At 68.6% G+C, this 13,070-nt stretch carries 12 protein-coding genes; 7 read left to right on the forward strand and 5 right to left on the reverse strand.

Annotated elements, in window-relative coordinates; translation table 11 throughout:
- The first annotated feature begins 69 nt into the window (after positions 1 to 69).
- The 3 genes from ACFTZB_RS04920 to ACFTZB_RS04930 all read left to right on the forward strand — a co-directional run bounded on the left by ACFTZB_RS04920 (position 70) and on the right by ACFTZB_RS04930 (position 3,116).
- Complete coding sequence (locus ACFTZB_RS04920) at positions 70 to 1,026, forward strand: TauD/TfdA dioxygenase family protein (RefSeq protein WP_378430368.1); 957 nt, start codon at positions 70 to 72, stop codon at positions 1,024 to 1,026.
- Positions 1,027 to 1,099: 73 nt separating this feature from the next.
- Entirely contained in the window at positions 1,100 to 2,041 is a 942-nt protein-coding gene (locus ACFTZB_RS04925; protein ID WP_378430369.1) for a TauD/TfdA dioxygenase family protein, read from the forward strand.
- 16 nt (positions 2,042 to 2,057) lie between these two features.
- Positions 2,058 to 3,116: an ABC transporter substrate-binding protein gene (locus tag ACFTZB_RS04930; RefSeq protein ID WP_378430370.1), complete on the forward strand. Its 1,059-nt coding sequence runs from the start codon at positions 2,058 to 2,060 to the stop codon at positions 3,114 to 3,116.
- A gap of 51 nt (positions 3,117 to 3,167) precedes the next feature.
- On the opposite strand, the gene ACFTZB_RS04935 is transcribed toward ACFTZB_RS04930, so the two are convergent.
- Positions 3,168 to 3,995, reverse strand: a complete 828-nt coding sequence (locus tag ACFTZB_RS04935) for an alpha/beta fold hydrolase (RefSeq protein ID WP_378430371.1) — start codon at positions 3,993 to 3,995, stop codon at positions 3,168 to 3,170.
- A gap of 243 nt (positions 3,996 to 4,238) precedes the next feature.
- On the opposite strand from ACFTZB_RS04935, the gene ACFTZB_RS04940 reads away from it, so the two are divergent.
- A complete protein-coding gene (locus ACFTZB_RS04940) occupies positions 4,239 to 4,832 on the forward strand; it encodes a C40 family peptidase (protein ID WP_378430372.1) in 594 nt (197 codons plus the stop codon).
- Positions 4,833 to 4,902: 70 nt separating this feature from the next.
- Here the strand turns inward: ACFTZB_RS04940 and ACFTZB_RS04945 are convergent, their stop codons facing one another.
- Both ACFTZB_RS04945 and ACFTZB_RS04950 read right to left on the reverse strand, forming a co-directional pair.
- Complete coding sequence (locus ACFTZB_RS04945) at positions 4,903 to 6,492, reverse strand: GMC family oxidoreductase (protein ID WP_378430373.1); 1,590 nt, start codon at positions 6,490 to 6,492, stop codon at positions 4,903 to 4,905.
- 48 nt (positions 6,493 to 6,540) lie between these two features.
- Positions 6,541 to 8,265 carry an aldehyde dehydrogenase family protein gene (locus ACFTZB_RS04950; protein WP_378430374.1) on the reverse strand — a complete coding sequence of 575 codons (1,725 nt, stop codon included), beginning with the start codon at positions 8,263 to 8,265 and terminating at the stop codon, positions 6,541 to 6,543.
- A 198-nt stretch (positions 8,266 to 8,463) separates the two neighbouring features.
- On the opposite strand from ACFTZB_RS04950, the gene ACFTZB_RS04955 reads away from it, so the two are divergent.
- Together ACFTZB_RS04955 and ACFTZB_RS04960 are read left to right on the forward strand one after the other, a co-directional pair.
- The gene (locus ACFTZB_RS04955; RefSeq protein ID WP_378430375.1) at positions 8,464 to 9,645 is read left to right on the forward strand and encodes a PucR family transcriptional regulator; all 1,182 of its coding nucleotides are present in this window, start codon (positions 8,464 to 8,466) and stop codon (positions 9,643 to 9,645) included.
- Between the two features lie 22 nt (positions 9,646 to 9,667).
- A complete protein-coding gene (locus ACFTZB_RS04960; protein WP_378430376.1) occupies positions 9,668 to 10,969 on the forward strand; it encodes a glutamine synthetase in 1,302 nt (433 codons plus the stop codon).
- On the opposite strand, the gene ACFTZB_RS04965 is transcribed toward ACFTZB_RS04960, so the two are convergent.
- Positions 10,970 to 12,190, reverse strand: a complete 1,221-nt coding sequence (locus tag ACFTZB_RS04965) for a fatty acid desaturase family protein (protein ID WP_378430377.1) — start codon at positions 12,188 to 12,190, stop codon at positions 10,970 to 10,972. It abuts the gene before it with no gap.
- 195 nt (positions 12,191 to 12,385) lie between these two features.
- On the opposite strand from ACFTZB_RS04965, the gene ACFTZB_RS04970 reads away from it, so the two are divergent.
- Positions 12,386 to 12,790, forward strand: coding sequence for a hypothetical protein (locus ACFTZB_RS04970; protein WP_378430412.1), 405 nt, complete (start codon positions 12,386 to 12,388; stop codon positions 12,788 to 12,790).
- Between the two features lie 47 nt (positions 12,791 to 12,837).
- Here the strand turns inward: ACFTZB_RS04970 and ACFTZB_RS04975 are convergent, their stop codons facing one another.
- Positions 12,838 to 13,062, reverse strand: coding sequence for a hypothetical protein (locus tag ACFTZB_RS04975; protein WP_378430378.1), 225 nt, complete (start codon positions 13,060 to 13,062; stop codon positions 12,838 to 12,840).
- Positions 13,063 to 13,070: the final 8 nt, after the last annotated feature.

The following is a 13,070-nucleotide window of genomic DNA, read 5'->3' on the forward strand; positions in this document are numbered from 1 at the left end:
GTAGCAACGTGGTTCGGGATTCGATGATGATCGCGACGTATCGATTCAGCCCGAAACTCAGGAGTATCCATGACCCTCACCACCGCCGCGCCCACCGACTCCGATCGGTCCGCCGACACCGCGATCGAGGTCCGTCCCGTCGCCGGGCACATCGGCGCCGAGATCTCCGGGCTCGACCTTCGGAAAGAACTGGCCGACACCGAGGTAGCGCAGGTCCGCGACGCCCTGCATCGCTACAAGGTGCTGTTCTTCCGCGACCAGGAGATCGGGCACGCCGAACAGATCGCGTTCTCCCGCAAGTTCGGTGACGTGACGCCGTCGCACCCGTACGACGACGAAGCACCCGAGGGCTTCCCGCAGATCCTCGCCGTCGACAGCCGCAAGTACGAGAAGCGGTTCGGGCGCAAGAAGTACAGCTACGACAACAAGTGGCACACCGACGTCACCGCGCTGATCAACCCGCCTGCCGGCACGATCCTGCGCGCGCACCTCGTCCCCGAGCAGGGTGGCGACACCCAGTGGACCAACCTCGTCGCCGCCTACGAGGGTCTGCCGGCCTCGCTGAAGGGACTCGTCGACGGCCTCCGCGCCGAGCACCGATTCGGCGGACGGCACCCGCAGTGGGCCGAGGACAGCAGCTACGCCCAGAAGACGCGGGAGAACCCGCTGGTCACCGAACACCCGGTGGTCCGGGTACACCCGGAGACGGGGGAGCGGGCCCTGTTCGTGACGCCCGGGTTCACCGCCCGGATCGTCGGGGTGTCGCCGTCGCAGAGCGACCGCCTGCTGGACCTCCTGTTCGCCGAGGTGACGAACCCCGCCTACACGGTGCGCTTCCGCTGGGCGCCGGGCAGTCTCGCGTTCTGGGACAACCGTGCCACCGCCCACCTCGCGCCCACCGACCTCGACCACCTCGACGTCACCCGGGTCCTGTACCGCACCACCCTCGAGGGTGACGTTCCCGTCGGTCCCGACGGCAAGGAATCCACGTCCATCGCCGGTGCGGCGTTCCGCGGCGAGAAGTAGGCGGCTTCGCCGCCCGTGCGTGGTTAGCGAGTCTCTGGACTCGTCAGCCGCGCACAGAACCAAGGAGACGACAATGACAGTTATCGACGACCGTCCCGGTGTCGCCACCGAACTCCGGATCGCACCCATCGCCGGCTATATCGGCGCCGAGGTCGGCGGTGTGGATCTCGCGGGTGACCTGGACGAGGCCACCGCCGCACGACTGCGGCAGGCGTTGCTCGACCACAAGGTGCTGTTCTTCCGCGACCAGCCCCTCGACCACGCGGCGCAGATCCGGTTCTCCCGGCACTTCGGGAAGGTGACACCCGCCCATCCCTACGACTACAACGCCCCCGAGGGCTACCCGGAGATCCTGGAGGTGGACAGCCGCAAGTACGCGGCCCGCGGCGGTGCCCGCAAGTACAGCTACGCGAACTTCTGGCACACCGACGTCTCGGCGCTGGTGAACCCGCCGGCGATCACGTTCCTGCGATCGGAACTGGTCCCCGACGTCGGGGGCGACACCACCTGGACCAATCTCGCGGCGGCGTACGCGAATCTGCCGGAATCGTTGAAGTCGTTCGTGGACGGCCTGCGCGCCGAACACCGGTTCGGGGGACGGCAGAAGCGCTGGGAGGCGGGCAGTGACGCCGAGCAGAACGTCACGACCAAGCCGATCGTGACGGAGCATCCGGTGGTCCGCCTGCATCCGGAGACCGGTGAGCGGGGGCTGTTCGTCACTCCCGGCTTCACGAGCCGCATCCTCGGGGTCTCCCCGGCGCAGAGCGACCGGATCCTCGACCTGCTGTTCGAGGAGGTCACGAACCCGGCGTACACGGTTCGAGTTCGCTGGCAGAACAACAGCATCGGGGTGTGGGACAACCGCATCACCGCGCACCTCGCGCCGGCCGACCTCGATCATCTCGACGTCGTGCGGGTGCTGTACCGCACCACCGTCGAAGGTGATGTTCCGGTCGGCGTCGACGGTCAGCCGTCGCGGTCGGTGGCCGGCACCGCGTTCCACGGCTCCGACTGAGCCAGAGGACGTCGACATGAGGGCTGAGTCGCCGATCGGGTTGCGCCGTAACAGATCGTTCGCCGCCGCGGTGCTGGTCACGGCCGTGGCGCTGGTGGTCGCGGCATGTGGTGGGTCGTCCTCGGGCGGCGGGACGACGGCGGACGGCAAGACGGTGCTGCGGTACGAGGGCAGCCCGGCCAGTGTCACCTTCCCCGAGCTCGCGGAGGATCTCGGGTTCTTCGAGAAGGTGCACCTGGAGTGGTTGGGGGACACGACGAGTGGGCCGCAGAGCATCCAGTCCGCGGCCACCGGGGAGACCGACTTCGGGGCGGCCTTCAACGGTGCCATCGCCAAACTCGTCGACGCCGGGGCACCGCTGACCGGAGTCGTGTCGGTATACGGTTCGGACGGCGACACCGAGGCCGACAGCTTCAACGGCTATTACGTCCTCGACGGCAGCCCCCTCCGGACGGCCCGCGATCTGATCGGGAAGAAGGTGGGCATCAACACCCTCGGCGCCTACCACGAGTACGTCATCAAGGAATGGCTGTTCCGCGCCGGCCTGACCAACGACGAGATCAACCAGGTGGAGCTGACCGTGGTGCCGCCGAACAACACGGAACAGGCACTGCGGTCGGGGCAGATCGACGTGGGGAATCTCGGGGGGATCGTCAAGGATGCCGCGCTCGGCCGGGGCGGGCTGACGCCGCTGTTCACGGATGTCGATCTCACCGGCCCGCTGGGGATCGGGTCGGTGGTGTTCCGGAACGACTTCATCTCGAAGAACGAGGACGCCGTCCGCGACTTCGTGCAGGGCGTCGCGCGCGCCGTGCGGTGGACGCAGACGGTGCCGAAGGAGGAGGTGGTCGATCGTTTCGTGAAGATTGTCGAAGGTCGTGGGCGGAACGAGTCGACGGAGTTCGTCCGGCAGTGGAAGAGTGCCGGCGTGCCTGCGGCCGGGGGAGTGATCGATCCCGGGGAGTTCCAGATCTGGATCGACCAGGGCGTGCGGTTGGGGGTGCTGAAACCGGGCGGAACGACGGCGGAGGGCCTGTTCACCAACGACTACAACCCGTACGCGAACGGCAAGTAGGCAGCTCCGCTGCCCGTGCGTGGTTTGCGAGTCCCTACACTCGCAGGCCACTCACGGGCTGTGGAGTGCCCGGCGGACGGCGTCGGCGAAAGAGGTGGGGTCGTGGATCAGCCAGCCGTGGTTGCCTGTCACGGTAATGACGCGTGGATTGCGTAGCGCGTTCCTCATGGACTCGAAGCTGGCGAGGGGAATTGTCCGGTCCCCGCGACCCCACAGGAGGGACACCGGTAGGCCCCGCTCGGCGAGGACGCCGAGTTCGTGGCGCAGATCCGCCCGTCTGGCCAGGTGTGCCGTTCGCCAGACCGCACCCGGATCCCGTAGCGCGTTGGGCAGAAAACCGTTGACGAGCGACGCCGTCGTGTGCGCGATGGTCCGGATCGACAGCGCCTCACCCAGGGCCGAGGCGCCCCAGTCCCACAGTGGTCGCTCGTCGATGGGCCGGGTGTGCCAGCCGTCGGACGACCAGGCGCCGCCGCCGACGGAATTGACCAGTACCAGGCGCGTGACCCGCTCCGGAAGGTCGTGGGCGGCCTGGATGGCGACGCCGCCGCCGAACGAGTGGCCGACCAGGGTGACCGGTTCACTGATTCCCGCGTCGTCGAGAAACCGTCCGAGCCAGGCCGCGTAACCGGCGAAGGTGCGGTCCTCGGGCGCGTGATCGGGAGTGCCGCCGAAGCCGGGGAGTGTCGGCGTGACGACGCGATGCCCCTGCTGAGCGAGCATCGCGAGGCTGCGGTCGTACACCCGCGGGGTGAGTCCCCATCCGTGCAGGAAGACGACGGGCGCGCCTGCACCCACGACCGTGAGGGTCGTGGCGTCCGCACCTGCGGGTTCCCCGAAGATCTCGGGTTCTGAGTTCTGGGTCAGTGACACGCACACAGCGTGGACGACGGGGATGCCGTCGGTAACGGGCCGATTTACCCGAAGGCATACCTGTTTCCGGTGTTTCGTGCCGGACCGGTCGGTTCGATATCGAATCGTTATCTACCTGTATTGCAAAAACAGGTATGTGTATGGGCCGTTCGGCCGTTGTCCGCTGAGTTCGTGACCGGGATGTTATCTAACGTCTCGTCCGAACGGCACGGATGCCGCCGGACCCACAAGATTGAAGGACTCAGCTCAATGGCCAAGCATAGATTGCGTCGGGGCAATCGTCTGCAGTTTTCGACCGGCGGTCTTCTGATCGCCGCCGGTGTGGGAGTGGGAGCGTTCCTGCTTCCCGTCGCTCCCGCTGCAGCGGAGCCGATCACCATCCCAGGAATCGGGACATTCGAGGTACCGGGTGTACCGCCAGTGCCCCCGGTTCCATCCGCTCCGGCTCCGAACCCCGGGCCACTGCCGGGACCGATCCCGGCCCCGCCGGCGATGCCGGCCACCCACGGCGCCCAGGCCCTCGCCGCCGCCGAGTCGAAGATCGGCTCGCCGTACGTCTGGGGCGCCACCGGGCCGAACTCCTTCGACTGCTCGGGCCTCGTGCAGTGGGCGTACAAGCAGGTGGGCATCTCGGTGCCCCGTACCACCTACGACCAGTTGAACGGGGGATCGCCCGTCGACAAGGGCAGCCTGCAACCGGGTGACCTGGTCCTGTTCAACGGGGCGCAGCACGTCGGGCTCTACGCCGGGAACGGCACGGTCGTCCACGCGCCCACCGCCGGGCAGCCCGTCAAGCAGTCGCCGCTCGATTCGATGCCGTTCTACGCGGCGCGTCGCTACTAGGCGGCTCCGCCGCCCGTGCGTGGTTAACGAGTCTCTGCACTCGCTAACCACGCACGGGGCGCGAAGCGCCCTACGAGTTCCGGATCAGATCCGACGCCCGCTCACCGATGAGGACCGACGGTGCGTGGGTGTGCCCGCGGATGATGGCGGGCATGATCGACGCGTCCGCGACCCGCAGTTTGTCGACTCCACGAACCCGCAGGTCGGGTGTGACGACACTCGCGTCGTCGTTGCCCATGCGGCACGTCCCGACCGGGTGGTAGAGCGTGTGCGCGTTCTCCTGCAGTGCCCGCTCGAGGATCTCGTCGATCGGCGTGCTCGGCTCCACGGCCGGGCGGATCAGATTGCCGAGCCGCGACTTCAGCGCGGGCGCGGACGCGAGGGCGTCACACAGGCGCAGTCCCTCGAGCATCGCCCGCCGGTCGACTCCGCCGCTGTCGCTGAGATAGCGGGGATCGATGATCGGCTTGGAGAGCGGATCCGCCGACCGCAGCGAGATCTCGCCGCGGCTCTCGGGTTTGACGAGGATGGTGCCGATCACCGCGGCGTGCCCGGTCGCCGGGATGAGGCCCTCGTCGAAGAACGGTGCCGGCCCGAAGATCATCTCGAGATCGGGCAGCGCCAGATCGTCCCGACTGCGCGTGAAGCCGTACGCCTCGCCCACATTCGACGTCAGCATGCCGCGGCGACGGGTCAGGTAGTTGAGCAGTTCCGGGATCTTCTCCGCGGCGAACAGCGAGTCCGAATCGACGCGGTAGCCGAGGAACGACACCAGGTGGTCGAGCAGATTCTTCCCGACCTCCGGCAGGTGCTGCTGCACCGCGATGCCGTGCGCCCGCAACTGGGTCTCGTCGCCGATGCCCGACAGCATGAGGAGTTGCGGGGAGTTGATCGCCCCGCCGGCGAGGACCACTTCCTTCGCGGCGCGGACGGTGCGTCGCACCCCGTCCTTCTCGTACTCGACGCCGACGGCGGCGGAGCCCTCGAACAGCACCCGCGTGGCCTGGGCGCCGGTGTGGACGGTCAGGTTCTTCCGCTTCAGTGCCGGCCGCAGGTAGGCGTCGGCCGTGCTCCACCGTGCGCCCCGTTTCTGCGTGACCATGGTCTGCGAGAAACCCTCGGGCCGAGTGGTGTTCGCCCGTTCGACGGGGTACCCGGTCTCCTCGGCGGCCGCGAGGAACGATGAGGTGAGGGCGCGGGGGCTCCGCTGGTGCGAGACGACGATCGGTCCGCCCGTGCCGGTGTCGGCGTCCGACGCGTCCTGCACGTTCTCGATGCGGCGGAAGTATTTGACCACTTCCCGGAACGACCACGTGTCGTCGGAGAGTGCGGCCCACTCGTCGTAGTCGGCGGCGAATCCGCGCACCCACATCATCGCGTTCATCGACGACGAGCCACCGAGCATCTTGCCGCGCGGCCAGTAGATCGTGCGCCCGCCGAGCCCGGTTTGCGGCTCCGTCAGGTAGTCCCAATCCAGCTCACTGCGAAACAGTTTCGAGAAGGCGGCGGGGATGTGCGCGAACTTGTCCTTGTCCTCACCGCCGGCCTCGAGGACCACGACCTCGGTGCCGGAGTCGGCGCTGAGCCGGTCGGCGAGGACCGCACCTGCCGAACCCGACCCCACTATCACGTAGTCGGCCACAGACAGTTCCTGATTCATCGTTCATCTCCACTTCGACGGGGGTGACGGGACGAGGACTCGCAGCCCTCACCCGCGCAGCGCGGACGCGAAGATCGCCGGCAGCCGGGTCCATGAGGGTGCACCGGCAAATCCTGTCAGCAATCGGCCCGTCGTGGCGGCGGTTCGGTTGGTGACGAACCACGGGGGTTTGGGCGAGATGGACATCTCGCGGTTCAGGATCGACCGCGGCGACGGACCGAACGGGCCGCGGACGACGGTGCGTTCGGGCCGGTCGATGAGGAGCGCGTTGTGCACCACGCCGATGCCGCTCTGCACGTCGTTCAGGGTGTGGCCGGGGAACGCTCCCCAGGTGGCGGTGGCGGTCAGGTAGCCGACGCCGGTCCACGCGTTGACGGCGATGGTCCCGTAGCGGAGGCTCTCGAGCAGCGAGTCGAACTCCGCACCCATCTCGCGGATGGTCTGCGGCGCCGCGACGATGTTGATCCCGAGTGTGCCGACGAAGTCCGCGTTGACGAGGTCGGCGGCGTGGGCCGCGAACTCGGCGCCGCCGTGGGGAAGGTCGATCACGCCGAGCACCGGTGCGAAGTACTCGGTCTGCAGCAGTGGGGCGTAGGCGCCGGGCTCGAGATCGGTGACCAGGACGCGTCCACCGTTCTCGCCCAGGCGGGCCGCGGTGGGGAACGACGCGACGGCGCCGGCGATCCGGGCGTCGCTGCCGGGGTAGTACGCGGTGCGTTCCGGTGCCTTGTCGAGCGCCTCCTTCAGGGCGGCCACGAACTCGTCGCGCTGCTTCCACTCGGACGACACGACCACGGCCTGCGCCGCGACGCAGTTGTAGCCGCCGTTGTGCAGTCGTTGCGTCGCAATGTGTTCGGCCTGGAACTCGATGTCGGCGCGGCTCCACTCGCCGGGCAGCACGATGGTGGGGGACACGCCGCCGAGTTCGCTGGAGATGGCCTTGCCGAGGAGGGGTTCGTTCGCCGCCTTGCGCCGCGCGCCCTCCTCGCCGGTGCCGAACACGATCGCGTCGTGGGTGAGCGCGCTGCCCGTCATGTGCACGTGGTCGACCCGGTCGTGGTGCACCAGATACGTCCCGACCTCCGCGCCGCCGGTCAGCAACCGGACCGCGCCGATCGAGATGAGCGGTTCGAGGACCCGCGTCAGCACGGGCAGCAGGCGGTCGGTGACCGGGTTGAGCTTGAGGGCGACGACGCGGTTGTGCGCGATCAGTTCGTACAGGGTGTCGAGCGGGGCGATCGAGGTGATGTTGCCGGCGCCCAGGACCACGCCGACGCCCTGCGTCCGCGACGGGTCCCGCTGGGCGAGTCCGGCGTCGCGCTGTGCCGTCGCACGATCAATTCCCGGCTGCAGCCACACGTCCGCGCTGAATCCGCTGAGCAGCAGCCTGTCGAAGATGTTCAGCGGCAACGCCTTGACGGTGGTGCGGCCGCCCGGCGCGGTGCCGAACGTGGCGCCGTCCAGTGGGCTGGTGCCGGCGTCGAGCTTCGCCAGGCTCGCGGACAGTGCCGCGGTGCCGGTGGCCAGCGGGTACGGTCCGGACATCCATTCCTCGCCGACCAGCGGCGACTTCGGGTCCAGGCCCTTGATCGCGACCGCGGCGTCCACCCAGTCGGCGGCGTGCTGCACGGTGAGGTCGTGCACCTTGTCGAGGAGTGTTCGGCGGTCGGTGAGGGTGAGGTCGGCCCAGGTCTTCTCGCCCTCGGCGAGGTCGGCGAGGGCCGCATCGACCTCCGGGTGGGGGGAGGTGGCCTCGGGTTCTGAAGTGCTCACGGTGGACAGCTCCGCTCGGGTCGAGTACATGGTGGACCGCGCCACGGATGGGAAGATTTCTGTGGCGTAGAACACCGATTCTCGTCCCCGTTGCGGGCGCTGCGCCATAGGCCGCGGCTGTCAATGTGACCACCGGGGCTATGCCGTCGCACAAAAAGGGGGATGGCGTGGACTTCGTCGGGTCGATAGTCTTGCCGGATGACTGTCAGCCCGGATGTCGCGCCGTCGCCCACCGAGCTTCTGGGCTCGATGCTGGAGTCGGTCGACCAGTTGTCCGAGGAACTCGTCTCGCGCATCCTGTCGGCCGAGCACGGCTACGTGGAGGCGACCCTCCTCACCCCGGAGCAGTTGTACGCGGCGTGCGTCGACAACTTGACGGCGATGCTGGGCAACCTCGCGGGCAGTGCGCCGATCCGGCTGGAGGCGGCGCGTGCGGCCGGGCAGCTGAAGGCGGAACAGGGGGTGCCGCTCGCGGCGCTGCTCCACGCGTTCCGGCTCGGTGGCCGCCTGATCTGGGACGAACTGATGAACCGCTCGGAGGGACGCGCCACCAATGCGCTGCTCGACATGGCCGCTCAGGTGTGGGCGCTGGTGGACGTCTACTCGGACAGCGCCGCGGAGGCCTACCGGGAGACCGCCGACCTGCGGGCCCGCGAGGACGCCGAGTCGCGGGGCCGGCTGATCCGCACCCTGTTCGGCGACCATGCCGCCAACCCGGCCGGCGCCGCCGACGCCCTCCGCACGTTCCGGATTCCGGAGAACAGCACATTCCTCGTCGTGTCCGTCGAGGCGGCGGCGTCCCCGTCCGCAGCGGACGTCGTCCAGTCGGACCTTCGCGGTGCAGGGGTCGACTCGGTGTGGGACACGGAGGTCGACGGCCGGGTCGGGCTGCTGTGGGCCGCCACCGCCGAGGTCCTCGATTCGGCACTGGACGTCCTGGGCCGCACCGGTCACGGACGGATCGGGGTCAGCTCGGCGTTCGGACGTCCGGGCGGGACGAGCCGGGCAGTCGAGCAGGCGCGGATCGCCCGCCGCTGCGCGGGGCACAGCGGAGGTACCGTCACCCGTTACGAGTCGGTGCCGGTGTCGCTGCTCCTGGTCAGTGTTCCCGACGCCGGGAAGCTCGCGTCGAACCAGATCCTCGGACCGGTGCTGGCGCTGCCCCCGGAGGAACAGGAAAGCCTGCTCGCCACCCTCGACGCCTGGTTCTCCTGCCGCGGCTCCACGACCGCGGCGGCCACCCAGCTGCATTACCACCGCAACACCGTCCTCTACCGGCTGCGCCGAATCCACACGCTGACGGGACGCGATTTCGCCGACCCCATCGACGCCGCCGAACTGTACGTCGGTCTGCGAGCGCACCAGCTGCTCGGTGCATGACCGGGGTGGTGGCGAGGCACTGATGCGCGGCGCACAGAACGGCTTCGGCCCCACCGACCGCATCGTCGGCTCGATCGTCGACATGGCCGGGGTCTCCCGGGCGAAGGTGCTGCCCGCGTCGAGACTGTCCGCGTTCGTCGGCGCCGGTGCGGGCGCCTCGCCGAGCTGGAGTGTGTTCTGCATCGACGACCACCTCGCGTTCACGCCGTCCTTCTCCGTGGTGGGCGACCTTCGGCTGCGGATCGACGCCGACGACGTGAGAAACCTGGGCGGCGGCACGTACTGGGCGCCGGCGTGCCTCACCGAGCAGGACGGAACGCCGTCGCTCGCCTGCACCCGGGATGCGCTGCGGCGGGTGACGGCGCGGCTCGCGGAATCCGGGCTGAGCGCGCGCATCGGCCACGAGATCGAGTTCACGCTGTTCGCCGCGGCGACGGCCGAAGAATGGTCCGCGTACGGACTGAACGCCGTTCTCGCACACGACGAATTCTTCGCACGACTGCTCGCCGCGGCAGCGGCGGCCGAACTGCCGATCGAACAGGTCCACGCCGAGGCCGGGCTCAACCAGTTCGAGGTGTCGCTCACCCCCGCCGATCCCGTCACGGCGGCCGACGACGTGGTGCTGGCCCGCGCATTGATCAGCCGGACCGCGCGCGCCCAGGGTATGCGGGCGTCGTTCTCGCCCATGCCCGTCGCGGGCGGTGCGGGAAACGGCGCCCACCAGCACGTGTCGTTCGCCGAGGACGATCGGCCGATCCTGTCCGGAGGTCCGGGCCCACACGGGCTGACGGCCGCCGGTGGCGCCGCGATCGCCGGGATCCTGCGGGCGCTACCCGAGTTCACGGCGGTTCTCGCCGGATCGGCGCTGTCGCATCTGCGGTTGCGTCCGGGGATGTGGTCGGGGGTGTCGCGCTGTTGGGGGCTGGAGAACCGCGAGGCAGCGGTCCGCCTGTGCACGGACACCGCCGGGAACCCGCACGGTGCGAACCTCGAGATCAAACCCGTCGACCCTTCCGCCAACCCGTACCTGAGCGGCGCCGCCGTTCTCGGCGCCGCCCACGACGGGATCGCCGGTGCGTTTCCATTACCGGACGAGGTGTCGGTCGACCCGGCGAACCTGGCAGGCGCGCACGCCGTCGACCACCTCCCGACCCTGCCGTCCGACGTGCTCGGGGCATTCGAATCCTCGGCACTCGCGCGGGACCTGTTCGGTCCGCTGATCGTCGAAGCGCTGGCGGCGGTCAAGCGCTACGAGCACGCCGAGTACCGGGACAAACCGGTCGACGAGGTCGCGCAACGCTTCCGGTACGCGTGGACGTCCTAGTCAGTTACGGATCATCGCCAGCGCCGTGCGCAGCCCGCGCCGTGTACCGGTCGCTGGGTCGACCCCGAACACTTCCTTCATTCCACCCCGGATGCGGAAGCGCAGTTCCGACGCCGTCTCCGGTGCGTCGTCCGCGGACGCCGACAGAAAGCGGTTGGGCAGGGCGAGTTTGAAGATGGTGCGCAGGGTGAGCCCGTACTGGTGGGGGAGCGAACCCGTCGTGTACGGGAGGTCGTACTTGTCGCACAACGCCCGCATCTCCACGCCGATCTCCGCGTAGCGGTTGCTGGGCAGATCCGGGAACGCGTGGTGCTCGATCTGGTAGCAGAGGTTGCCGCTCATGAACGCGAGCACCGGGCCCGCGTGGAAGTTCGCCGAGCCCAGCATCTGACGCAGATACCACTCGGCCTTGGTCTCCTGGTCGAATTCCTCCTCGGTGAATTTCTCGGCACCGTCGGGGAAGTGGCCGCAGAAGATGACACCGTAGGCCCACAGATTCCGGATCACGTTGGCCGTGACGTTCGCCGTGAGAGTGCTCTTCCACGCCGGTCCGGTCAGCGCCGGGAACACCACGTAGTCCTTGCCGACCTGCCGCGCGATCTTCCGGCCCACCTCCTTCGCGTTGCGGAGGGTTTCGGCGCGGTCGTAGTCGCCGCGCCGGATGCTCTCCACGTCCAGGTGGTGCAGCGCGACACCCCACTCGAACAGCAACGCCAGCAGCACGTTGTAGAACGGCTGCGCCAGGTAGACGGGCGACCACTTCTGATCGCGGGTCATCCGCAGAATCCCGTAACCGACGTCGCTGTCGAGTCCCACGATGTTGGTGAACTTGTGGTGCACGTAGTTGTGCGAGTGCTTCCACCCCGAGGAGGGGCACGTGTTGTCCCACTCCCAGTTCGACGAGTGGATTTCGGGATCGTTCATCCAATCCCATTGGCCGTGAATGACATTGTGGCCGAGTTCCATGTTCTCGATGATCTTCGCCGCACCCAGCAACGCGGTACCCAGGAGCCACGCCGGTCTTTTCCGGCTGCCGAACAGGACGACCCGGCCCGCAATCGCCAGCGACCGCTGCAGCTTGATCGTCCGGTCGATGTACCGCGCGTCGCGGGCGCCGCGGGACTCCTCGATGTCGGCCCGGATCGCATCGAGTTCCGCGCCCAGCGCCTCCACGTCCGCCTCGGTGAGGTGGCTGTACTCCTTGATATCGGTGATGGCCATCTCGTCTCGATACCCGGTTCGTGCCATTCCCAATCTGTGTACCCGCCGAACCGGTGCACAACCGTGTTGTGGTCATGCGTCCGTGTGGGCGGGGTCCGCTATTCTCTCCACGGTCGCCGAGCGTCTCGGTGGCCGGGGTCCAGGGGTGGACCTCGATGCAGACAACAGGGGGAAAAGTCGATGTCAGAGGGCGATATGACGTGGCCGGACAGTGTCATCGGCTCACTGGACGGCCCAGGTGCGACGCAGCCTCCGCTGGCCAGCATCCCAGGGTTGCCGCCAGTGCTCGGCGGACCGGACGTCACGGTCGTCAAGGTCGACCCCGACATGCTCCGTGCGATGTCCGATTCGCTCGGCGCCATCGCCCGTGAGGTCGAGGCGCTCGGCGGCCGGCGGAGCTTCGACAGCGCGGGCCGGGCCGTCGAGGGGTCCGACACTTCCGCCGCGTGCCGGGACGCCGGCGACATTCTCGCGTCCGCGCTCGGAGTCGCAGCCAGCCGCATCGACGAGATGGCGTTCATCGCGGGTGACGGGGCCGAGAACTACGACGTCACCGACACGACGTTCGCTTCGCAGCTGTCGGCGATGGGAGAGCTGTGATTCCGCGTAGGTCGCAACTGCACGTCTGGAACCCGCAGGACCTGAGGTCAGCGGGCGAGGAAATCGGTCGGACCGCCGAAGACACGCGAAGCCGGGCCGAGGACGTCTATCGGGTCGTCGCGGATCTGGGCCTCCACGACGACTGGCGCGGTCCGTCGCAGGCGGCTGCCGAGCAGCGGGCGAACACCGAGCGGGCGGAAATCCGTCGGCTCGCCGACGATCTGGAGGATCTGTCGACCGCCCTGGTGGGCGGGGCCGATCGCCTCGGTCACGCGCGAGA

The organism is Rhodococcus sp. NPDC057014, assembly GCF_042673295.1.
Taxonomy (GTDB): Bacteria; Actinomycetota; Actinomycetes; order Mycobacteriales; family Mycobacteriaceae; genus Rhodococcus_F.